Annotated in this window: 20 protein-coding genes; 14 read left to right on the top strand and 6 right to left on the bottom strand. The window is 71.8% G+C overall.

What is annotated here, in order from left to right:
- Nucleotides 1-435 precede the first annotated feature (435 nt).
- The 4 genes from ACUN9U_RS11140 (at nucleotide 436) to ACUN9U_RS11125 (ending at nucleotide 4,565) form a co-directional block, all read left to right on the top strand.
- Nucleotides 436-777: a hypothetical protein gene (locus ACUN9U_RS11140; RefSeq protein ID WP_445485034.1), complete on the top strand. Its 342-nt coding sequence runs from the start codon at nucleotides 436-438 to the stop codon at nucleotides 775-777.
- Nucleotides 778-1,075: 298 nt separating this feature from the next.
- Nucleotides 1,076-2,194, top strand: a complete 1,119-nt coding sequence (locus ACUN9U_RS11135; protein WP_445485033.1) for a hypothetical protein — start codon at nucleotides 1,076-1,078, stop codon at nucleotides 2,192-2,194.
- A 338-nt stretch (nucleotides 2,195-2,532) separates the two neighbouring features.
- Nucleotides 2,533-3,633 carry a toprim domain-containing protein gene (locus tag ACUN9U_RS11130; protein ID WP_445485032.1) on the top strand — a complete coding sequence of 367 codons (1,101 nt, stop codon included), beginning with the start codon at nucleotides 2,533-2,535 and terminating at the stop codon, nucleotides 3,631-3,633.
- A gap of 71 nt (nucleotides 3,634-3,704) precedes the next feature.
- Nucleotides 3,705-4,565 (top strand): PIN domain-containing protein, encoded by an 861-nt coding sequence (locus tag ACUN9U_RS11125; protein ID WP_445485031.1) that lies wholly within the window; start codon nucleotides 3,705-3,707, stop codon nucleotides 4,563-4,565.
- A 3-nt stretch (nucleotides 4,566-4,568) separates the two neighbouring features.
- On the opposite strand, the gene ACUN9U_RS11120 is transcribed toward ACUN9U_RS11125, so the two are convergent.
- The 6 genes from ACUN9U_RS11120 to ACUN9U_RS11095 form a co-directional block, all read right to left on the bottom strand.
- Complete coding sequence (locus ACUN9U_RS11120) at nucleotides 4,569-4,832, bottom strand: DUF4913 domain-containing protein (protein WP_445485030.1); 264 nt, start codon at nucleotides 4,830-4,832, stop codon at nucleotides 4,569-4,571.
- A 179-nt stretch (nucleotides 4,833-5,011) separates the two neighbouring features.
- Nucleotides 5,012-6,688 (bottom strand): type IV secretory system conjugative DNA transfer family protein, encoded by a 1,677-nt coding sequence (locus ACUN9U_RS11115; protein WP_445485029.1) that lies wholly within the window; start codon nucleotides 6,686-6,688, stop codon nucleotides 5,012-5,014.
- Between the two features lie 173 nt (nucleotides 6,689-6,861).
- Nucleotides 6,862-8,238, bottom strand: a complete 1,377-nt coding sequence (locus ACUN9U_RS11110; RefSeq protein WP_445485028.1) for a hypothetical protein — start codon at nucleotides 8,236-8,238, stop codon at nucleotides 6,862-6,864.
- 62 nt (nucleotides 8,239-8,300) lie between these two features.
- Nucleotides 8,301-9,851, bottom strand: a complete 1,551-nt coding sequence (locus ACUN9U_RS11105; protein WP_445485027.1) for an SCO6880 family protein — start codon at nucleotides 9,849-9,851, stop codon at nucleotides 8,301-8,303.
- On the bottom strand, nucleotides 9,848-11,092 hold the full coding sequence (locus ACUN9U_RS11100; protein WP_445485026.1) for a hypothetical protein: 1,245 nt from the start codon (nucleotides 11,090-11,092) through the stop codon (nucleotides 9,848-9,850). Before ACUN9U_RS11100 ends, ACUN9U_RS11105 begins: the two co-directional genes overlap by 4 nt.
- Nucleotides 11,089-11,379 carry a hypothetical protein gene (locus ACUN9U_RS11095; RefSeq protein WP_445485025.1) on the bottom strand — a complete coding sequence of 97 codons (291 nt, stop codon included), beginning with the start codon at nucleotides 11,377-11,379 and terminating at the stop codon, nucleotides 11,089-11,091. Before ACUN9U_RS11095 ends, ACUN9U_RS11100 begins: the two co-directional genes overlap by 4 nt.
- A 552-nt stretch (nucleotides 11,380-11,931) precedes the next feature.
- On the opposite strand from ACUN9U_RS11095, the gene ACUN9U_RS11090 reads away from it, so the two are divergent.
- The 10 genes from ACUN9U_RS11090 to ACUN9U_RS11045 all read left to right on the top strand — a co-directional run bounded on the left by ACUN9U_RS11090 (nucleotide 11,932) and on the right by ACUN9U_RS11045 (nucleotide 21,539).
- Nucleotides 11,932-12,489, top strand: coding sequence for an SAF domain-containing protein (locus tag ACUN9U_RS11090; RefSeq protein ID WP_445485024.1), 558 nt, complete (start codon nucleotides 11,932-11,934; stop codon nucleotides 12,487-12,489).
- Nucleotides 12,489-13,298: a hypothetical protein gene (locus ACUN9U_RS11085; protein WP_445485023.1), complete on the top strand. Its 810-nt coding sequence runs from the start codon at nucleotides 12,489-12,491 to the stop codon at nucleotides 13,296-13,298. The genes ACUN9U_RS11090 and ACUN9U_RS11085 overlap by 1 nt, the downstream gene beginning before the upstream one ends.
- Before the next feature lie 238 nt (nucleotides 13,299-13,536).
- Nucleotides 13,537-14,952, top strand: coding sequence for a CpaF family protein (locus ACUN9U_RS11080; protein ID WP_445485022.1), 1,416 nt, complete (start codon nucleotides 13,537-13,539; stop codon nucleotides 14,950-14,952).
- Nucleotides 14,953-15,167: 215 nt separating this feature from the next.
- Nucleotides 15,168-15,875 carry a type II secretion system F family protein gene (locus ACUN9U_RS11075; RefSeq protein ID WP_445485021.1) on the top strand — a complete coding sequence of 236 codons (708 nt, stop codon included), beginning with the start codon at nucleotides 15,168-15,170 and terminating at the stop codon, nucleotides 15,873-15,875.
- Nucleotides 15,876-16,754 carry a type II secretion system F family protein gene (locus tag ACUN9U_RS11070; protein ID WP_445485020.1) on the top strand — a complete coding sequence of 293 codons (879 nt, stop codon included), beginning with the start codon at nucleotides 15,876-15,878 and terminating at the stop codon, nucleotides 16,752-16,754.
- A gap of 104 nt (nucleotides 16,755-16,858) precedes the next feature.
- Complete coding sequence (locus tag ACUN9U_RS11065; protein ID WP_445485019.1) at nucleotides 16,859-17,071, top strand: hypothetical protein; 213 nt, start codon at nucleotides 16,859-16,861, stop codon at nucleotides 17,069-17,071.
- 52 nt (nucleotides 17,072-17,123) lie between these two features.
- Entirely contained in the window at nucleotides 17,124-17,537 is a 414-nt protein-coding gene (locus tag ACUN9U_RS11060; protein WP_445485018.1) for a TadE family protein, read from the top strand.
- Nucleotides 17,534-18,016, top strand: a complete 483-nt coding sequence (locus ACUN9U_RS11055) for a TadE/TadG family type IV pilus assembly protein (protein ID WP_445485017.1) — start codon at nucleotides 17,534-17,536, stop codon at nucleotides 18,014-18,016. Before ACUN9U_RS11060 ends, ACUN9U_RS11055 begins: the two co-directional genes overlap by 4 nt.
- Nucleotides 18,016-18,474, top strand: a complete 459-nt coding sequence (locus ACUN9U_RS11050) for a pilus assembly protein TadG-related protein (protein WP_445485016.1) — start codon at nucleotides 18,016-18,018, stop codon at nucleotides 18,472-18,474. Before ACUN9U_RS11055 ends, ACUN9U_RS11050 begins: the two co-directional genes overlap by 1 nt.
- Complete coding sequence (locus ACUN9U_RS11045; protein WP_445485015.1) at nucleotides 18,471-21,539, top strand: BTAD domain-containing putative transcriptional regulator; 3,069 nt, start codon at nucleotides 18,471-18,473, stop codon at nucleotides 21,537-21,539. Before ACUN9U_RS11050 ends, ACUN9U_RS11045 begins: the two co-directional genes overlap by 4 nt.
- Nucleotides 21,540-21,616: the final 77 nt, after the last annotated feature.

Genomic DNA, 21,616 nt, shown 5'->3' with positions numbered 1-21,616 from the left:
TGGCCGTCCTCTGGTGACCGGAGGTGTCGACCGTTCTGCGCCTGTGGACGACGGGGCTCGCCTTCCACCTGACGCGCGGATGTGGACACGCCGGCCGGCAGACGCCGGGGCGCAGCGTTCGCGGGGTGGGCAGCACGAAGACCTCCAGGACGGTGCGGGAGGCTGGCGAGGCTGGCCGGATGCGGTTGCCCGACCGGTGCGGCGGACCGACCGCAGAGGCGGGGCATCGATCGGGCAACCTGCTGAGGCGACCGTCGTGGCGTGACGAAAGACGACGACTCTGTCGAGCGCTGCAGACCTCTCGGACTCGGAGGGCGCGACGAATCCTGGGCGACGGGGGCGGACGCCCGCTGCTGCTCGCACGGGAGGCCTTGTGCCGCGCGACGGGCCTCATCGCGACGACGAGACAGGGACCACCGAGGACCGCGGCGCTCGGTGCGCGTGCTCCTGCGCCTCACAGAGGAGCAGGCGGCTGCGGTCGACGGGGCTGCTCGAGCGGCAGGGCTTACCCTCTCGGGCTACGCCGCCGAGGCGACCATCGCGGCCGTCGCCGGCAGCCGACCACCTCTCGCCGAACCACTGCGGGCTGCGCTCGGAGACCTCATCGACGCTCGTGCCCAGCTGCGGCGGCTCGAGACGAACGTCCACCTCGCAGGCAAGGTCCTCCACCGCACCGGAGAACCGCCGTCATGGCTGCGCGCTGCGATCGAGGACGCTGCGCGGGCCGTCATCCACGTGGACGAGGCGGCCAACGCCATCGCCCAGCAGCTGCGGTGAAGGCGTCATGATCGGCAAAGTGGTCCGCGGCCAGCGGGTGGCCGGCCTCCTCCACTACTTGTTCGGTCCTGGTCGGGCGAACGAGCACGTAGACCCCCACATCGCAGCAGCGTGGGATCCGCCGTCGTTGCACCAACCCGCGGTGGTGGACGGTAAGCACGATCTCCGAGCCCTCACCACGATGCTCCAGCAGCCCCTCCTGGCGGACTTCCGCAGGCCGCCCAAGCCGGTGTGGCACTGCGCTCTGCGTACCGCCCCTTCGGACCGACGACTGAGCGACTCGGAGTGGGACGTCGTCGTGAGGGAGGTGCTCGACCGGACGGGTCTTGCCCCCAAGGACGACGACGGTGGCTGTCGGTGGGTGGCTGTGCGTCATGCGGCGGACCACGTGCACGTGGTCGTCACGCTGGCGCGACAAGACGGCCGGAGAGTCTCGACGTCGAACGACTTCTACCGGGTGGGTGAAGCGTGCCGCGCGATGGAGGCGCAGCTGGGGTTGCAGCTGACCGGAGCGACTGACCGCACAGCTGGCAAGCAGGCCTCCCGGGGAGAGGTGGAGAAGGCGCTGCGCCACGACCGGGCCGAAGCGCCGCGGGTGCTCCTGCGTCGCGCCGTGCTGAGCGCCGCAGCGATCGCCGACTCCCCCGCCGCCTTCGCCGCCGAGCTGCGCGCAGCAGGAGTGCTCGTGCGCGAGCGACACAGCGAGCAGGACCCCGACGTCATCACGGGGTACGCGGTCGCGTGGCCCGGCGACCACAACGCCGAGGGCCAGCCGGTGTGGTTCGGGGGCAGCAAGCTCGCACCGGACCTGTCCTGGGGTCGTCTGGCTGCTCGTTGGGAGACGCCGTCCGGCGCTCGGCCGCGGCTGACCACCGACCCCGCCCTGCGCCAGGACGCCTACCGAGAGGCGACCGAGACCGTCCGCGCCGCCGCTCGAGCGCTCGGAGACCGTGAGCGCCTCATCGAGGCCGACGACGTCGCCACCGCGGGTGGAGACGTCATCGCGGCCGCGGGGCGGTTGGTCGAGGGTCGCCAAGAGGGGACGGTTCAGCGAGTCGCTGATCGCTACCAGCGCGCAGCACGAGCCTCCTGGGGCAGAGTGCCCCCCGCCTCCCCTCTCGGCGCCTACCTGCGCCGCGCAGCGCGAGACCTGGCTCGCCTGGCCCGCGCCAAACGCGGAGAGGGTCAGGAGGTCGCCGACCTGCTGATGGCGACGGGAGCCTTGGCAGCGGCGCTCGCCGACCTCCGCGCGACCCAGCGACGACCGGAGCAGGAGGCAGCAGCCAGAGAAGCCGCCTTGGCGCTGCAAGGCGCAGCGCACCTGCTGCACCGCGCTGCGCCGGTTGTTGACTCCGGGTCCGCTGCCGCACCCCCGACGGTGACGGCAGCCCCTCGACAGGCACAGGGCCACGCGTGAGCGCCGACAACTCCGACCCGTACGAAGAGGGTCTGCAGCGTCTCGCCCAGCTGGGCAGCCTGCTGACGTCTGCAGCAGAGGCAGCGGTCCGCATCGCCTCGATCCGACACCGGTCCCTGCCTGCACCGCCAGCCGGTAAGGCTCTCGCTCACGAGATCGGGGCATCAGGCGAGCGCTCACACGATGACGACAGTCTCCCGACCTCGAGAACGGACGCTGCGGGAGCGAGTGTTCCTGTCACGCCGGAGAATCCGACGCGCAACGGCTCGCCCGGCGCGACTCCTGCATCTCCCCCCCGCGCCAGCCACGGCCCTGACCCAGCCGATCGAGCGACGACGATGCAGCTGCGCCGGCCCGAGGAAGACCTCTACGCAGTGCACCACGAGGCGCTGGCGTTCTTCCGCAGCCACGTGTCGGGCAGCTGGGTGCCGGGATACCTCGCCTCACGTCGGCTCGACGTCGCCCTCGAAGCACCGTGGTCAGCTGGGTACGCGCCGGGCGGGTGGACCGCGCTGACCGACCACCTGCGCCAGCGCGGCTGGAGCGATGAGGTGCTCATCGCCTCCGGGCTGAGCCGGCGTGCATCGACGGGCAACCTGATCGACCACTTCCGCGACCGCTTGGTCCTTCCCATCAGGGTGCGCGCGGACGTCGTCGCCTTCGTCGGCCGCTGCGCCGAGGGTGCAGACAGCCGCACGCCGAAGTACCTCAACAGCCCGGCGTCGGCCATCTATGACAAGTCCACCACGCTCTACGCAGCGAGGGATCCTCGTGACGTGCGGTGGTGGGGGGCGACACCGGTCCTGGTGGAGGGCCCTCTGGACGCCATTGCCGTCTCCTCATGTGAGGGCGACCGCTGGGCCGGTGTGGCCCTGTGCGGTACGGCGATGTCGGAACGCCACGTCGCGGCTCTCGTGGGTACGCCGCGCAGGGAGTCGCAAACCGTGATCGTCGCCACCGATCACGACCGTGCGGGCGACGCAGCCGCGGAGACGGCGCTCAAGCACCTCGCACCCGGCGGGGGCAACCTCTACCGCCTTCGGCTGCCCCAGGAACAGGATCCTGCCGACGTCCTGCGCAAGGGGGGACCTGGCCCACTGGCGTCGCTCCTCAGCGGTGAGCGGGTGCCTTTGCTGACCGCGGTCATCGACGCCCGCCTCAGCGGCTGGACCGACGAGCTGCAGTGGGTCGAGGGACGGGTGAGAGCGGCACGACACGTAGCACCGCTCCTCGCGATCCTGCCGGAGAAGGAGCGGACAGCCGCGAGCCTCCAGCTCGCTGAGCGACTCGACCTGCTGGAGAGCACGGTCGACGCTGCGGTCCGGGCTGCCACACCGACCGCTGGCAGCCCCAGGCCCGGACAGCTCGGGACTGCCCGCCCACCCCAGCACGACCGCCCCCGCACCGATCAGTCGCTGTCCCGGAGCCGAGGAAGATGAGCCAGACCTGGGAATGCGCGTGGTGCCCTTGGGGTGGTGGGCCGCCTGGTCCCGGTGGCTGACTGTCGCGTGTGGACGTCGAGCTCGTTGCAGGTGCACGCACCGACCACGTCCTGCGCATCTTGAACGAGGCGCGGGAGGGTCTGGCGTCCGTGCGTAACGTCGGCTCGAACCAGGCCGTCGACACCTTCAACGCCTACGTCAGGTGGGCCGGCTCGCACCTGCCTGTGCTGTCAAGCGTCGTCAGCGGCCCGACCCTGGACCACCTCGTCACCTCCCGCGGCTACTACCTGGTCCACGGAGTCGATCCGCGCGCACTCGGACAGCAGCTGACGCACCTGGTGCTGAGCGAGGTCGAGCTGCGGCTCAGGTCGTTCGACGCGGCCCTCGCCGACATCCGCGCTCGACAACAGATGTGGGAGTCGGGAGGGGCTCTGCTCGTGCCCGACACCAACGTGCTCATGGGCCAAGAGCCTTACCTGCCCGGGGCGGCGTGGGAGGCGCACGTCACCGATCCGGGCAACGGCGTCGAGGTAGTGATCCTCCACCAGGTGTTGGTCGAGCTGGACCGCTTGAAGGACCGCGGCGACGCTTTGCGCAGGCCGAAGGGCGGGTCAGCGTTCGTCAGTGACGCCCACACCCGGACGCGGGCGCTCAGAGTCCTCGCCTGGCTGGACCTGAACGTCTCCGACCCGCTTGATCGCTTTCCCATCCGGCCCGAGGTCAGCGCCGGTGGGAGCCACGTCTGGGGACGGCTGCTCCTCGACGGGCCGCACCACGTGCCGCTACCAGTAGGAGACTCCGAGATCATCGCGCGGGCACTGCAGGTCCAGCAGATGGCTGGCCGGGCGGTGACCCTCGTCAGCTACGACCGGCACGTGCTCTTCTCAGCCAGGCAGCTGGGCCTAGCGGCCGTCCGTCCGACCACCTGACCCTCACGCCACGTGCCGCTCGACTGTGCAGCGGGCGAAGGGACCGGTGCGTCCCGTCAGGACGGTGAAGCTGGGGTCGAAGTGGCTCAGCAGCCAGCGGGAGAGGCCGAGCCCGTCGTCCTGGTGCAGGACCTCCCACGCGCGCCACATCGCGTCCAGACGCAGGACGGCTTCGGGGTGCTCCTGCCAGCTCGCGCACCAGCGCACCTCTCCCCCGAAAGGTCGCTGGAAGACCTCGACGACGAACTCGCGGACCCACACCTCCACGGAGGTGTAGACGGGAGGCGCGGGGAAGCCGGGTGGCTCCGCCTGCGACGCGGTGTTCGGAGCAGGTGGTGCGTCCGCTCTGGTGAGAGAGGCGAGGTCTTCGACGTCGCTGGTCAAGCGTGTGAGCCGAGCGTCGAGATCTGCCAGGACGGCGTCGTGGTCGCGGGGCGTGGGGCGGTTCACGAGGCGCCCTTCTCAGAACATTCGGGGGCGGTGCCGTCGCCGAAGGCCCGGGTAGCGCGTTCGGTGAGCAGCTGCTCGGCCGCCTGCACCTCCCGCCGGACAGCTGGGGCCCGCTTGCTCGCGTACCAGGGCGTCAACCCGAGGTAGGCGGCGCGGCATCCGGTGGCCAGCAGCACCGCACTCCCGCGCGGAAGGGCTCGCACGGCGTCTGCAGCGAGGATGCGCTGGCTCCTCGTACTGGTGGAGGTGCTCACCTGCCCACCGGTGCGACTGGTCGAACGGACGACGACGTCATGGTCTCCGATCAGACGGGAGATGTCCTCGGCGACCTTGGCGTCGTCGAGCCCCGAGCCGATGACCTTGCAGGTGGCTGCGGACCATAGGGCGTCCATGCCGTGCTCTCCCCACACCCGGGTGCCCTGCCGGTAGGACTGCAGGATGGTCAGCGGCACGACGCCTCGAGAGCCCAGGTGCGAGTACAGGTCAGGCAGGTCGCTGATGCGGCAGACGTTGGCCGCTTCGTCGAGCACGACGAGCATGGGCGGGTCGAGCCGCCCACCGCGGCGCTCGGCGGCCCGCACCGCTTCCCGCATGACCCGGTCCGTGATCGCCGCCACGAGTGGAGCTGCAGCACCAGCACCGTCTCGAGAGAGCAGGTACAAGGACTGCCGGGAGACCGCGAAGCCGACGGCGTCGAACTCCTTCACCCTCGCCGCTGCCGCGCCCTCGGCGTCAGTCCCATCGCCGGGTGGAGCCGTGACCCACGACATGATGGCTTCGTCGCGCAGGCATTGAGCTGCGGTCCGCGCGGTCTCGAAGACGCCGTCGCGGGTCTCGGGAGCGCCCAGCTGCCGTCCTCGAAGGCTCGCTGAGGCGGCGGCACGCCCGTGGCCGGCCAGCAGGTCAGCCGGTTCTGGGTTGGTCGGGTCGTTGAGCCAGTTGTAGACGTCGTGCAGGTCCTTGCCGGCGTCGGCGGCAGCGAGCAGGAGACCGGTGAGGAGGTCGTGAGCGGCCGAGGTCCAGAAGTCGCGGTTCCGGCTGCCCCTCACCTCTTGGACGAAGTGGCCCGCCAGCCGGTGCGCCTCCTCGATGTTCGTGACTCCCCTGAGGGGGTTCCACCACCAGGTCTGCGGGGCGAAGGTGATCTGTTGCGGGTCGAAGACCCAAACGATCTCATCGGTCTGCTGCGCCCGCAGCTGGGCCGTCGCGGCCCACAGGTCCGCCTTGTTGCTCGTCGCGACGACGGCGCCCGGGGCGTCGAGCACCGCGGGGACGCCGAGCGCCGTGGTCTTCCCCGCTCGAGGAGCCATGACGGCGAGCAGCACGTCCTCCCACGACGCACGCAGCTCGAAGTTCCGTCGTCGTGCGCCGTTCAGGTGCCCCAGGGCGACGCCCCTCTCCGACGGCGGGATCCGGCGGAGGGAGGCGCCCGCCAGGGATGGGCGCAGAGCCAGGGCGCGGTGGCCGACGCCCACCGGTGTCAGCACCGCGACGTCGGAGGCTCGCGCCAGTGAGCTGAGCGGTACGGACCGAGCGAGTACTGGGCGCCGCGCCACCACGACGACCCCGGCGGCGGTGATGGTGAGCAGCTCCACGAAGAAGACCGCGGTCACGGCTGCGGTGGAGGTGCCGGGCCAGACGCTGGCAGGACCATGGAGCAGCTGCCCGCGCATGAACGACAGGCCGAACGCCGGCCCCGCCCATCCGCGGCCGCTGAGCCAGGAAGCAGTCTGCCCAGCGGTCCACCAGAGCCATGCGACCGTGACGGGCGTCCACAGCGCCACCACCAGCAGCCAGGGCCCGGATCCGCCGGCCGCATCGAGACCGCCACCGCTGTCCGCCCGCCTCACGGCGTCGACCTCGGACCGGCGCGGTGATCGGTCTCGTACAGGACCGGCTCGTCGCCCACGAGCTCCATCTCCACCGGGATGCCGATCCTCTGTCCGGTCTTGATCAGGTACTTGCCGCGCCCGGGATGGCGTCCACCGGAGTGCCAGGTCTCCGGCGAGGACCAGGAGGCGACGAGCTGCCGCTCCGCGGTGGTCAGGTGCACGATCCGGCTGAGCTCGTCCAGCTCCCGCATCGGCAGCCCGGCGAGCACGGTGATGGCGCAGCGGTCGACGAAGCCCCTGGCCTTGGCGCGGTCGGCCTCGCTGGGCAAGGCATTGAGGTCGTCCAAGGAGTGGGTGACCATCAGGTGGGCCACGTCGCGACCGCGGTAGACGCGCGTGAGCGCATCGGCGTGGTCGACGAGCCCTGGGGCGCCACGCAAGGCCCGCCAGAGCTCGTCGAGCACGGCCACGAACCGCCGGCGCGGCGCAAGCCCGGCGTCGGCGAGAGCTGCGGCCGCGTCGATGACCGCGAAGCCGTAGGACCAGGTGGATAGCATCGCTGCGGCGAGCAGCGTGTCCCCGGCCGAGGCGACTGCTGAGATGTCAACGCTGATGGCTGGCGCGCTGAGGTCCAGGGGCGTGCTGGTCGGCCCGTCGAAGACGCCGCGCAGAGAGCCGTCGCACAGCGTGCGCAGCGTCTGCCGCAGGCGGCGGGTCTCGAGGTGGTACTGATCCGGTGACGTGACCTCCGCCGCGGACATGACCTGGTCCGGCGCCTGGCGCAGCAGGCTGAGGACGTCCGGCACCGTCGGTTCACCACCCCGTCCGGCGTGGGGGTCCGTGAGGAGGTCGATGGCCGCGCCGAGCACGGCCTCCTCGCCGTTGGTGACGGGGGCGGACGTGCGGACCAGCGCCGCCAGTGCGAGCAACGCCGAGATCCTGCGACCCCTCACCTCAGCACGGACGGTGGCCGCGGCCTGACCGGACAGGTGCGTCAGGGCAGCGCCCAGAGGGCCGCTGTCGAGGGGGTTGATGCGGTCCAGGCCACGACCGACGCGGACGACCTGCCCGCCTGCCGAGCCGACGACCGGCGAGTAGTCCGGTTTCGCATCGCCGAGGAACAGCGGCGTCACGCCGAAGGCCATCCCGCCACGGGTCAGACGCTTGGCGATGGCGCTCTTGCCGGTCCCCGGCTGGCCGAGGACGAAGATCCCGCGGTTGGTGACCAGCCCCTGCTCGAGCCACGCGAAGGGATCGAGGCAGACGACCTCCCCCCAGAGCAGGTGCCGCCCGACGGGAACACCGGCGGCGGGTGAACCCGACCCAGCAGTGAAAGGGAAGAGTCCCGCGGCCTGCACTGTGGTGGCCTGGTACTCCGGGGCGGCTTCCACGTGGATGGGACGCTCTACAGCCGTGCCCCGTGACTGAGCGGCTGACGGTGGCTGTTCCTGCCTCATCCTCGGCTCCGCCGTCCGCGGCGAGGGCGGTCCGTCATCGCCACGGGGTGCAGGCCCAGCGGCAGCGTGGTGGCGAACCCGACCGCTTGGCCGCCGTAGAGGCGGCGCAGCCGGATGCGCGACTGGTCTGCGCGAGCCTCGACCTCGGCGACCGCGTCAGGGAGTAGGGCCGGGTCCGTGACGGTGCTCGTCACGTAGATGCTGACGAGCACGACGCCAGCTCCGCTGGCCTCCTCGCGCGCGGCCTTGCGAGCCTGCTCCCTGTCGGCGAGGTCCCGAGCGGTCTCGTCGCGGCGCTGGGCGCGGCGCATCGCCTCGCGAAAGTCTGCGGCGTTGACCTCGGCTTCCAGCAGTCGAGCGGCGTCCGCTGCTGGCAGTGGTCGGTACAGGAGGGCGACGCGTCGAGGGTGACGGCCCGGTGAGTGCAGGCGCGAGAGCACGTCGCTGGTCACCTGGGCGCGGGGCGCTTCGCGCCAGCCCCAGCTCACGGAGATGCCCGAGTCGTGGCGCAGGTGGTCCCAGGACTCCTCCACGGCGACCGGTGCGCCGTCGTCCCAGGTGCGCAGGCGGCTCGCGGTGCGGCGCGTCGCCGGCAGCACGGTGGAGCGCCGACCTCGCATGGCGGGGTCGTAGGCGTCGGCCACCACTCCGAGGAGCTGGGTGGCGTCTGCTCGGCCCAGGACCGTCACGCCGCACCCGGCCAGCGAGGACTCCAGACCGGAGATCAGCCTGTCGAGCTCAGGGAGGTCTTGGACGGCGTCAGCCGCCGTGCCCGTCCTGCGGGGTCGTCTGCGGGGGTCCGTGCCCGTGGGGTCGACCGTCACGCAGACCCACGTGGCGACGTGAGCAGCAGCAGCCGGCGAGCGCCGGACCAGCTCCTTCAGCAGGCTGCGGGCGTCTCGCGGTGACGACGGGGCTTCACGAGCAGCGATCTCGTCACGCAGTGCGGTCCCGGGCTCCGGTGCCGTCTCGACGACGACGCTCACCCACCTCACCGACGGTGCGTAGCCCAAAGAGGCCAGCCAGGCGTGCCACGCGCCGACCCAGCCGTCGGCCTGGTCGCGCTCGACGAGCCACGCTGAGGACGCCGCGCACCTGATCGGGACCGTGAGCAGCCCGAGGTCGAGGTCACGCACCACGGCGTAGGTGCCCTTCGCCCCCTGCGCCTCGACCATCTGCAGCTTCCCGAGGGGCGCCGGCCAGGCGGCGGCGGTGCTCGCGGCGTTCGGTCCGTAGCGGCGCGAGCTGCGCCCGGCCCTGGACGAACGGCCCCACGTCACCCGGCGGCGGACGTGGACGCCGAGGGGGACTCCTCCGACACGGACCGCCGTCACGCTCGCCACGAACATGGCCGGCGCCGCGCTGATAGCTCCGACGAGCGGGCTGATCGCGGTCAGGAGGAGGGGCACGAGCGCGCAGGCCAGGACGACCGTCGTCGAGGCGGCGTCCAGGCCCCACAGCCCGATGCCGCGTCGCAGGCGCCATCCGCCGTACATGCGCACCTGGTCGTCCGCCGCCGTCGCGGTGGCTCCGTCGCGAGCGCTCACGACCGTGCCTCGACGGTGAGCTCGTCGGCCGCACTTGACGCGGCCTGTCTCACGCCGTCGATGGCCGCCTGGCCAGCGGCGACGACGGCGAGGGCTGCACCGACGGGGACGGCACCGGTGGCAGTGGCACCAGCTGCGGTGGTCGCCGTCCCGGCCGCCGTCGACGCTGACCCGGCGCCCGCGGCGGCGCCGCTCGCCGGGGCAGCCGCAGCTCCCGTGGCGGCGGGGGTGGCGGGTGGGGGGCCGGCGGGTGCAGGAGGTGCACCCGCCGGTGCGCCGGACGGAGGCTCAGGACCGGCGCCGGGACCGAGGTCATCTCGCAGCCGCGATGCCTGGGCGGCTGCACCCGCCCCCGCTGAGGACCGAGACGCGTGGAGGGCCGCTGCGGTCGACACCGCCGAGGCCGTCATCCCGGCGACCGCCATCGCGCCTCCGCCGGAGGCGATGCCCGAGGTGGTCCAGCTGAAGAACCGCATCAGAGCGGGGAGGGCGATGATCGCGAGCAGCATCATGGTCAGCCCGACCAGAACCGTTCGAGGGTCCTGGTCGTCGCCCATCAGGACGACGGCCGTGGCGTAGACGAGCGCGGCAACGGGCTTGTAGGCGATCAGCGCGAGCATCCAGCTGAGCACTCGCGGCAGCCAGCTGCGCGTGGCCGCCGTGAGCGAGCCGGCTGCCGCCAGGACGACGACTCCGGCGAGGACGACGACGGCCCCTTCCCGGAAGACCATGACGACGGCCTGAGCGAGCCCCGCCAGCATGAGCAGCAGGCCGAGGACGATGACGGCGCCGCTGGAGTTGACGCCGGTCAGCTGCGCGAGGGACATCAGGCGGGTGGAGGGGTCTCCGTCCGCCGCATGCAGCAGCACCCAGGTCGAGAAGGCGTCTCCGGCGCGCAGAGCTGCAGCGGGGGCGGCGATCCCGATCGCCGCCCACAGGACGAGGGTGAACAGCCCGCGACCGATGTCCAGGAGGGGGTCGGGACGCCGCGAGACCATGAGCAGGATCGCCTGCCACATCACTCCCCCGGTGGCCACAGCCAACGACAGCCAGACGACGTATCCGCGGATGACGCCGGCCGGCGAGGTCGCGACGTCCACGGACGGGACTGCGACCCACCACCCGAGCGTGGCCGCCATCACCCATGCCGCCCCTTCGCGCATGGCGTCCGCGAAGGGGTCTCCTAGCAGCCCGGCGACGCCGGCGGCGAGCACCGGCGCATGCGATGTGGCTGCGCTCACGAGACCAGCACGCCGACGATGCCGGCCGCCAGGGTCAGCGTCGACAGTCCACCCAGGACCCATGGGAGCCCAGCGGCGCCGTCCACGGCCATGGAGGACCGGTTGCGCCTGCCGAGGATCATCATCAGCGCGCACATCCCGAAACCGAAGAGGCCGGCGATGATGCCGATCCACTTCATCCAGCTGATGAAGAGCGAGACCGGCCCCTCCAAGCCCGGCGGTGCGGCGGGAGCGGGATTGGGCACAGCAGCCATCAGGACGCTAGCCACCACCAGGGTGTCGGTCATCGAGGATCCTCACCTTCAGTTACTACAGCGCGCCTTCCTTCGGTCCGTCGCCTTCGGGACGACGCGCGGCACGCACACCAGCGACCTTCGACGGCGCCGGTTGCTTGGTCGGTCCTGCAAAGAGGACCGCTGCGTGTCGGGTGTCGCGAGAGGAAGCAGACGTCGCCTGTCGGTTGCCCGGGCAGTTGCCCGGTGCAGGTCACAGGCACTTCCTCACCCTCCGGCGCGCCGAGCCCCAGCAGGGATCAACTACGAGTGATCAGTGATCACGCACTGTGAGGCAAGCAATCAAGCAAGCGGCCCCCGCAAGGGTGACGCGGCTCGCGTCCCCTCCAAGATCGTCGGCGCGGCTACTAAACGTCACTACCGCGGGATCGCCGCACCTCCGACGACGAGAACGGACCGAGCATGTTCCAGGCCCTCCGCGACGCCCGCGGCACTGGCGTTCCCCGCCAGGGACGACGTGTCGGTGGCGCGTTGGACGAAGCGCCTCGCGTCGTCCGGCCAGCCCCCGTGCGCTCTCGACGGCGGCCGGCACTCGTGGTGGCTGGCGTGCTGTTGGTGGGCTTCGGCGGGCTGGGCAGCGCCTGGCTGGTCACCTCAGCGAGTGACACGGACCCCGTGCTCGCGCTGGCCCACGACGTCCAGCAGGGCGAGGTCCTCACCCGTGGCGACCTTGTTGTCGTCCGCCTCACCCCGAGCCCTGAGCTCTCAATGGTCGCCGCGGGCGACATCGACGCAGTCGTGGGCCAGCGGGCCGCCGCGTCGATGAGCGCCGGGTCACTGCTCACCCGTGCGGCCACGACGCAGGCGCTCGTTCCGGGTGAGGGGCAGTCTGTGGTGGGCGTCTCCCTCACCCCGGCGCAGATGCCCGCTGAGCCACTCACCGCCGGCGATCCCGTCCGCATCGTCTCCACCCCGCTGGTGCAGGCCGACCCGCCCTCCGACACCCCCGACGTCGTGACCGCCGAGGTCGTCTCGGTCTCCGAACCGGACGCTGCGGGGGCGCGCACGGTCGACGTCGTCGTGCCCGGTCTGCAGGCCGCCGAGCTGGCGGCCAAGGCCGCGACGGGGCGAGTCGCCCTCGTTCTCGACTCCAGGAGCGCCTGATGGCCGTCATCGCCCTGACGAGCGCCAGCGGTGCCCCAGGTGTCACCGCCACAGCCCTGGGGCTCACCCTCGTGTGGCCCAGGCCCGCCTTGCTCGTGGAGGCAGACCCGTCTCACGGCTCGTCCGTTCTCGCCGGGTACCTCCGTGGAGCCGTTCCTCCTGGCGGCGCGTCGCTGCTCGGGCTGGTGAAGGCGCACCGCGTCGGGCGACTCGCGCAGGCCATCGACGAACAGACCGTGTCTCTCGACGACGAGCGACGCCACCGGCTGATTCCGGCGCTCCCAGCTCCCGAGCAGGCGCCTGTGCTCGACTCGGTCTGGGACGCGCTGGCTGAGGTCTTCACAGACCTGGACGACCAGGGCGTCGACGTCATCGTCGACGCTGGCCGGCTGGGCACGGCACACGGCCCCGGTCAGCTTCTCCGAGCCGCCGACGTGTGCGCCCTCGTCACCCGCACCCAGCTGCCGGCCGTCGCGGCAGCACACGCGAGGGTCCGGTCGCTGGCGGAGCTCACCAACTCCGTCGGGGGACGGTCAGCTCACCTCATCGTCATCGGTGACGGACGTCCGTACACGGGCGCGGAGATCGCGGAGGTGACGGGTCTGCCGGTCCTGGCCCCGATCGCCTGGGACCCGGTCGGCGCAGACGTGCTCTCGTTCGGCGCCATGCGTCCCCGCCGCTGGGAGCAGAGCCGCTTCGTGCGCGACCTCGTCGGTGCCGCCGACGTGATCGCGCGCAGGGTGGAAGAGCGCCGAGCACCAGTCGCAGCTGGTGTCGCGACCGCCCGGGGGCGGTGGGCACGTGCTTGAGCGGTCGGCGAGCATCCCCGGTGACGGGCGAGCAGAGCGCCTCATCGACCTCCCGCTCTTCAGCCTCGGGGCCGGGGACGACCTCCGCTGGCCGGCTGGTGGGCGTGTCGCGCCTGTACCCTCCACCGGCGCACGGCAGGAACAGCGCCCGAAGGCTGACGCAGGGCGCTCGGGCGCGCGCGCAGCCGCTCTGCCGGCGGTCACGCAGCGCCCCTCGGCATCATGGCCTGCTGGCGCCGTGCGCGTCGACGAGCGAGCCGTCGGCGCCCTCGACTCCGTCGACTGGTCCCTCGTGCGTGCGCTCCGGCAGAAGGTCGCCGACCAGCTCGCAGCTGAGGCGGAGAAGCACCAGCTGGGCTCTCAGGACGCGCAGCGCGACCTGGGCCGCCGCCTCATCGCCCAGGCGCTGACCGACCACGCCGACGCTCTTCTGTCGCGCGGTGCGCCGGCTCCTGACCTCCTCGCCGAGCAGGGACTCGCGAAGGCCGTCTTCGACGCCATGTTCGGCCTGGGGCGTCTCCAGCCCCTCGTCGACGACCCAGACGTCGAGAACATCGAGATCACCGGCTGCGACAGCGTCTGGCTCCAGTACGCCGACGGTCGGCTCGTGCCCGGCCCACATGTCGCTGACACCGACGAAGAGCTCATCGCGGACCTGCAGTTCCTCGCGGCTCACGGCGGCAACGGGGAGAGGCCCTTCTCGTCGGCGCACCCGACCCTGGACCTGCAGTTGCACGACGGCTCGCGCTTGGCGGCGATGGCCTGGACTTCCCACCGTCCGACGGTCACGATCCGTCGTCACCGCTACACGGACATCGACCTCGCCGGACTGCGAGACCTCGGGATGCTCAACGAGGTCCTCCGGCAGTTCCTCGCCGCCGCGGTGAGATCGGGCCGCTCCGTCGTCGTCGCGGGGCTGCCCGGTGCCGGGAAGACCACTCTCACCCGCGCCCTGGCCAACGCGCTCGACCCGCTGGAACGGGTCTGCACCATCGAGACCGAGTACGAGCTCCTGCTCCACCACCTGCCTGAGCGCCACCCGCGCATCGTCCCGATGCAGGCACGACCCGGGTCTGGCGAGCGGACGGCGGACGGCACCGAGGTCGGGGCGGTCACGCTGGACAAGCTCGTCTACGACTCCCTGCGCCACAACGTCAGCCGCATCGTGGTCGGTGAGGTCCGTGGCAAGGAGATCCTCCCGATGTTCAAGGCCATGCAGGCCGGGCGCGGATCGCTGTCCACGACCCACGCCGAGTCCGCTCGGGACGCCATCGAGCGTCTGGCGACCTGTGCCCTGGAGGCCGGGCCCCACATCTCCGAGGGGTACGCCTACCGGCAGATCGCCCAGCACATCGACCTCATCGTGCAGGTCGCGGTCACCGACGACACCCCGCGGGGCGGTCGCAAGCACCGCTACGTCGCCGAGGTGGTCCACCTCGAGCGCGGCGAGGGGCCCAACGGCATCTCCCTCACCGACCTCTTCATCCCTGGGCTCGACGGGCGGGCGGTGCCCACCGGAGTGCGGCCACCGTGGATGACAGATCTCGTCGAGGACGGCTTCGAGCCGAGCCTGCTGGACGATCCGCGCGGTTCCTGGAGCGACAGCTCTTCCGGCGGAGCCAGCGCTCACCACCGCGTCGGAGCTCTGCCGTGACGGGGCTGGCCTTCGCCGCGGCTGGGGCGGGATCTCTGGCCGCGGCAGGCGCGTGGTTTGTGATCGCTGGCCTCAGCGAGGCCCCGGTGCGCGCGGGACGACCGCGGCGCCGGTGGCTGCAGCGTGGCTCCGGCGGCAGTGCGGCTGGCCCCCTCGGGGCAGCGTTCCGAGGGGCACGCCTCCGCTTGCTGGTCGGTTTGGGCCTCGGGACAGCGGTGTGGCTCATCAGCGGGTGGCTGGTCGCCGTCGTCGTCCTGCCTGCCGCTGCTGCAGGCCTTCCGGTGCTGCTGGCACGGACCGACACCGACGCCGGCGTGAGACGTCTGGAGGCGCTGGAGGAGTGGACGCGGCACCTCGCTGGGGTCCTCGACGTCGGCGTGGGCCTCGAGCAGGCGATCATGGTCAACCTCAAGTCCACCCCGGCAGCCATCCGACCGCAGGTGCAGACCCTGGTCGCGCGGCTGTCCTCGCGGTGGCCCACGGAGCAGGCGCTGCGGGCCTTCGCGGACGACCTCGACGACGCCACCGGAGACCTCGTGGCCGCGTCACTCATCCTCGGGGCGCGCCGTCGGGGCGCGGGGCTGACCCGCGTCCTGCGGGGGCTGGCGGAGACCGTGGCGGAAGAGGTGCGGATGCGCCGGGCCGTCGAGGCTGACCGGGCCAAGCCCCGCACGACGGCGCGCGCCGTCACCCTCATCACGCTGGCCGTGCTGGGCCTGCTGGCCTTCAACACCACGTACATCGCTCCGTACGGCACCCCGATGGGTCAGATGGCGCTCGCGCTGCTGCTCGGCGCCTACGCGGCGGCCCTCGTGTGGATGCGCCACATCACGCGTGGCCGCGCCGTTCCCCGCTTCCTGTCAGCTGGCGCTGCTCCGCAGCAGCCCGCAGGTGAGGCGAGCCGGCTCGGGGAGGTGGTGTGAGTGCTGCAGCTCTCGCTGGTCACCGGCCTCATCGGTGGGCTTGGCGTTCTGCTCGTCCTGCGCGAGGTGGTGCCCGGGACGCCGCACCTGAGGTCGACGATCGATCGCCTGACCGCTGAGCCCGTCACTGCTCGTGACGAACCAGCCGTCGGGTTGGAGGCGCGGCTGGGTCGCCTCATCGCCGAACGGGTCCAGGGGCAGCGCTGGGCGCACGTGCCCCGGCGGGACCTCGCCGTCCTGCAGGTGGCTCCCGCGGCGTGGTTTGGGCAGAAGGCGCTCTTCGCGCTAGTGGGGCTGCTGTTCCCGCCATTGATGGGCGTGGCTATCGCGCTGGTCGGCGTCGACCTGCCGTTCGCACTGCCCGCCGCAGGCAGCGTGGCGCTCGCCACCGCGCTCTGGTTCGTCCCCGACGTCGAGGTGCGGAGCAAGGCGACGGCCGCCCGAGCAGAATTTGCTCGGGCTGTCACCGCCTACATCGACCTCACGGCGCTGGAGCGCGCCGGCGGTACGGGCACGACGCAGTCGTTGGAGAACGCTGCCGCCATCGCCGACTCCTGGGTCTTCCAGCGGATCCGCGAGGCTCTCCACCGGGCCCGCTGGAGCGGCGAGCCGCCATGGCGCGCGCTGTCCGAACTGGCCGAAGAGCTCGGCGTGCCCGAACTGGACGACATGGCCGACATCATGCGGCTGTCCGGTGAGGAGGGCGTCGCTGTTCAGGGCAACCTGCGTGCCCGTTCCCGCAGCATGCGCACCGCGATGCTCTCCCGAGAGCAGGCACGTGCCAACGCCGACAGCGAGCGAATGGTCATCCCCGTGGCGCTGCTGGGCCTCCTGTTCCTGTGCCTCCTGGCCTTCCCTGCGCTGGCACGGGTGCTGTGAGGCCGCATGCCGCTCACCAGCCTCTGCGGCCGCGCCGCTCCCCGCTCCCAACCCCGGGCACCGCTCTCGACCGCCTTCTCAACCCCCTCACCAAGGAGATCACCATGAGCCACCTCGCCCTCGCCCTCACTGTCGTCCGTGCCTTCGCCGCCAACGTCCGGCAGCGCGCGGCAGGGCAGACCCCGTCGTCGTCGCGCGACCTCGGCGCCTCGACGCTGGAGATCGTCGTCATCGCGCTCGGCCTCTTCCTGGTCGCCGGTGTACTGGTCGCAGCCATCACCGCCGCTGTCAACTCCCGCCTCGCGCAGATCAACTGACGTGCACGAAGGTCGAGTCCGCAGCGGCGGGCAGGCGTGTCGGCGTCCCGTCGTGGCGCGCCTCGTCCACCTTCGCCGCGCCATCAGAAGGGCGGACCAGGGCTCGACGAGCCTGGAGCTGGTCGTCCTGTTCCCCGCAGTCCTGCTGGTCATGTTCGGCTTGGTGCAGGGTGCGCTCTGGTACCACGCCCGAGACGTGGCCAGGGCTGCGGCCGCCGATGGTGCGGCTGCCGCGCGTGCGGAGGGGTCGTCCGCCGCCGACGGCCGCCTCGAAGCCACCTCGTTCCTGTCCGCGAACGGTGATGCCGTCCTGGACGTCAAGGTCGATGCCCGACGCGACGCGACGCGCGTGGAGGTCATCGTGACCGGGCACAGCGTCAGCCTGCTTCCCGGCGTGCCGGGACCCGGAGTGCGCGAGTCGGTCACCGGCCCTGTCGAGCGCTTCACCTCGAGGAGCGCGCCATGAACCGCGGCGAGGGCCACCGGTGCACCGCCACAGGCCTCCTCCGATCGGTCAGGTGCCGCTGGACCGGAGGGGACCGAGGCTCGCTGACCCTCGAGCTGGCCGTCATCGCTCCCGGCTTGCTGCTCGTCGTCTCCCTCCTCGTCGTCGGAGGGCGCATGGCCGTGGCCCACAACGCCGTGCAGAGCGCAGCTGGAGACGCCGCACGAAGCGCCTCCCTGGCCCGGACCGGACCGGCAGCACAGGCGATCGCCGAGGAGACGGCCCGGCTGGCTCTTGCGCAGGAAGGCCTGCAGTGCAGTGCCTCAGAGGTGCATGCCAACACCAGCGGCTTCTCCGTGCCGGTGGGCCAACCCGCACAGGTGACGGTGTCCGTCGGCTGCACCGTGCGGTTGTCCGACATCGCCATGCCCGGCCTCAACGGCGACCGGCTCGTGACAGCAGAGGTCACCAGCCCGCTCGACCGCTACAGGGAGCGCTGATGTCACGACTCGGCGCGCCGCCCACCAGGCCATGCCGCAAAGCGGTCGGCTCACGCGATGAGGGTTCGGCCTCCCTGTTCGTCCTCATCGCCGTCGTCGCACTCATGCTGGCCATCGGCCTCGTCGTCGACGGCGGGCGCAAGGTCGAGGCCCTCCAGCGCGCGGACGCCCTCGCGCAGGAGGCCGCGCGCACGGCGAGCCAGCAGCTGATCGCTCACCGCTCAGTCCGAGGGCTCAGCCCCCAGATCGACACCGCCACCGCTCAGCAGGCAGCTGACGCCTACCTCGCTGCCGCGGGCGTTCAGGGCACCGCCACGGCCAGCGCCACGACGGTCACGGTCACCGCCACGGTGACCGAGCCGACCACCTTCCTGGCCGCCATCGGCATCGCCGACGTCAGCGCCACCGCCACCGCCACCGCCCGCATCGTGCGCGGCCTCGACCAGGAGGTGCCATGAGCGTCACCGCTCCCTCGCCGCCGACAGGCAAACCTTCTGCTGAACACCGCCGGCATTCTGCGGCCAGCCACCGGGCTCCGGCCACGGGTCGCAGGCGGCCCGTGCGCCGAGCCGGAGACGTGCTCCGTGGCCTTGGCGCCGCGGGAGCGCTCGTCACGCTGCTCGCCGGTCCGCCCGTTCTGCTCTGGCAGCTGGCGCCGGTGCTGGTGCCGACGAGCATCCCCGACGCTGGAGACTTCGTCGCGGCACTCACGACGCCCGACGACGGCACTCTCTTCCTTCGAGCGCTCGCCCTCGTCGCCGGTGGGGCCTGGCTCTCCTTCGCCGGCGCTGTCGCCCTCGAAGCGCTGGCTGCGCTCCGAGGATGGCGCCTGCCTCTCCTGCCTCTCCTGGGCGTCCAGCAGCGCATCGCTGGCGGTCTGGTGGCCGCCGTCGCGGTGCTCTTCGTGGCGCCAGCAGCTGTGGCCGCCCCGCCGGTCATGACAGCTGCTGCCGCCCCGCCGCCGAGCCCTGCGACGTCGCCGGAATCCCGGGAGACTCCACAGACCCCTCCGCTGACCGTGCAGGTCGCGGTGCACCGCGGTGACACCCTGTGGGGCATCGCTGCGCACCACCTCGGTGACGGTGCTCTCTACCCCGAGCTCGTCGACGCTACCCGCGACGTCATCCAGCCCGATGGACGGCACCTGCAGGATGCAGACCAGATCTACCCCGGCTGGATCGTCGTGGTCCCCTCGGGCTCGCCGGTCACAACGCCTCGACCTCCCGGCGCGGAGGCAGGCGCGGAGGGGAGCACCGAGACGCCGGGGGCGTCGGCGTCACCCGCCCGTGATGAGGTGCAGAAACCAGACGTCGGATCGGTCGGGCCGGTGGCTCCGCCAGCTCAAGTGCTGAACACCGCCACGTCACCATCCCCGAGGTCGGTCACCACCGAGCAGGGTGTTGCAGCCGGCGACTCCGGCGACGATGCGGTCGACGACGCAGCCGCCACCGACCTGTGGGCCCTCGGCATGGGTGTCGCCCTGAGCGGCCTGACGGCTGCCGGGATCGCCGGGCTCATCCGCCGCCGGCGCCAGCGCCAGCAGCGGCACCGCCGCCAGGGACAGCGACTTCCCACGGCCCCGCCCTCGGCGCAGACGGTGCAGCGCCAGGTGCACGCTGCCCAGGACCCGCTCAGCGTGGCGCAGCTCGACGAGGTCCTACGGGCGCTCAGCGGTCGGTGCCACCGCGACGGGAGCGACTTGCCCGACGTGCGGTCGATCCGTCTCACCGGTGGCCGCATCGAGCTGCAGCTGGTCGCGCCGGCACGCCCCACCCCGCCTTTCACGGCCACCGATGAGAACGACTCCCTGTGGCACCTCGACCGCCACGTCGCGCTGGACACCCCGGGGCCCGGGTCTGACGATCCGACTCCCTTCCCGACGCTGGTCGTACTGGGCCGGGACCTCGACGGCGGGCTCGTCCTGGTCGACCTCGAGGCCGTCGGCGAGTTGTGCGTCGCGTCTGCTCGTGGAGGCTCGGCAGACGAGGTCGAGGCGGTGCTGAGCGCCATCGTCGTCGACCTGGCGACGTCTCCGTGGGGCGCGGAGGCCGACGTCGTCGTCACCGGCTCCCTGAGCGGGCTCGTCACCACTCTCGGGGTGCCCCACGTCGAGCACACCGATGACGTCGATGGCCTGCTGGCCCAGGTCGAGCGGTGGGCCGACGACCTGCATCGGGCCGTGACCCTCGTCCCCCAAGCACGTCCTGCCGCGGGGCGCGCCTCGGGGGACTGCGGTGACGCGCTGAGGCCGCGAGTCCTCGTGATCGGTTCCACGCTCCGAGCGGACCAGAGTGCTCGCCTGGCGAGGCTGACGACCGGCTCAACGTTCCTTCCCCTCGCTGTCGTCAGCACGTCCGCCATCACTACGACGGCATGGACGCTGGCTGTGGAAGAGAACCCAGAACTCGCGCTCCTGCAGCCGTTGGGTCTGCGCCTCAGCCCGCAGTACCTCAGCGGCGAGGCCCGGCAGGTTCTCGCGACGGCGGTCCGCACCGCGACCGATATGAACCCCAGCCCACCACAGCTTCCTGCCGAAGCGTCTGACGTTATGTCCGCGGGAGACGAGGCCCAGGAGCGCCTGATCACCCCTGCACCCGTCGGCTCCTCGGCGGACTCTGCTGCGCCGGTGGCGCAGACCTCCCATGACGAGGCTTCGAGCGTGGATCGCGTTGCGCCGCTGGAGGACGTGACCGCCGAGGACGTCGGCACCAGTCGGACCGCCGAGGACTGCAGTGACCGCACCACAGCGCCTCCGCCCCGTGTCCTGGTCCTGGGGCCGGTGGAGGTGCAGGGCCCGCGGCCTGGGTCCGCCCCGAGCAACAACCTGTCGACCATGACCGAGCTCGTCGCGCTGCTCGCCCTGTACCCAAACAGCCAGCCTCACCTCGTCGACGGCCTCCTGTGGCCAGGGGAGCGCGTGCCGCGCACTCGTCGCAATCAGCTCATCTCGAGGACTCGTGCGTGGCTGGGGAGTGACGCCGACGGCGCTCGCTACCTCCCCCTCGCGACGTCCGAGGGCTACCAGTTGGCGCCGGCCGTTCGGAGCGACTGGGACGACTTCCGCGACCTGGTGGGCGACGATCCGCCGTCAGTCGCGACTGGACGGCTCGTCGAAGCGCTCGAACTCGTCCGCGGTCAGCCCTTCGCCGGCGTCCACCCGTACCGCTACGCGTGGGCCGACGTTCCGAAGCAGAGCATGATCGAGCTCATCGTCGACGTGGCCGTCGAGGTGGCCGAGCGGGCACTCGGCGATGGCGATGCGGCGCTGGCCCGCCGAGCCGCAGCCATCGGGCTGCAGGCCGAACCCGGCTCCGAGCAGCTGTGGCGGGCCGCCATGCGTGCGGAGCACCTGGCGGGCAACCGAAGGGCCCTGGAGGCCCTCGCCCAACGGTTCACGGGTCTGGCCGAGGAGCTCGGTGACGATTTAGAGGAGGAGACCCATGAGCTCATCTCACGGCTGCTTCCTCGAACTGCCCGCGACCATGACGATCTCTCGGAAGGCTCTCGTCATGTCTCGTCGTGACCTGCTGGCGCGCGCACGGCGCGCATCCGTCGTCATCTGCCTGAGCACGCTGTCGATCGTGTTGGCCGGGTGCAGTG

Source organism: Quadrisphaera sp. KR29 (genome assembly GCF_052644995.1).
Note: the sequence above shows the minus strand (reverse complement) of the source record. Positions and strands in the feature narration are given on the sequence as shown.

Excerpts from the sequence above, each read along its gene's own strand:
- ACUN9U_RS11130 (WP_445485032.1), top strand. The coding sequence starts at position 2,533 with ATGCAGCTGCGCCGGCCCGAGGAAGACCTCTACGCAGTGCACCACGAG.
- ACUN9U_RS11115 (WP_445485029.1), bottom strand. The coding sequence starts at position 6,688 with ATGCGCGGGCAGCTGCTCCATGGTCCTGCCAGCGTCTGGCCCGGCACC.
- ACUN9U_RS11095 (WP_445485025.1), bottom strand. The coding sequence starts at position 11,379 with ATGACCGACACCCTGGTGGTGGCTAGCGTCCTGATGGCTGCTGTGCCC.
- ACUN9U_RS11085 (WP_445485023.1), top strand. The coding sequence starts at position 12,489 with ATGGCCGTCATCGCCCTGACGAGCGCCAGCGGTGCCCCAGGTGTCACC.
- ACUN9U_RS11065 (WP_445485019.1), top strand. The coding sequence starts at position 16,859 with ATGAGCCACCTCGCCCTCGCCCTCACTGTCGTCCGTGCCTTCGCCGCC.
- ACUN9U_RS11055 (WP_445485017.1), top strand. The coding sequence starts at position 17,534 with ATGAACCGCGGCGAGGGCCACCGGTGCACCGCCACAGGCCTCCTCCGA.
- ACUN9U_RS11050 (WP_445485016.1), top strand. The coding sequence starts at position 18,016 with ATGTCACGACTCGGCGCGCCGCCCACCAGGCCATGCCGCAAAGCGGTC.
- ACUN9U_RS11045 (WP_445485015.1), top strand. The coding sequence starts at position 18,471 with ATGAGCGTCACCGCTCCCTCGCCGCCGACAGGCAAACCTTCTGCTGAA.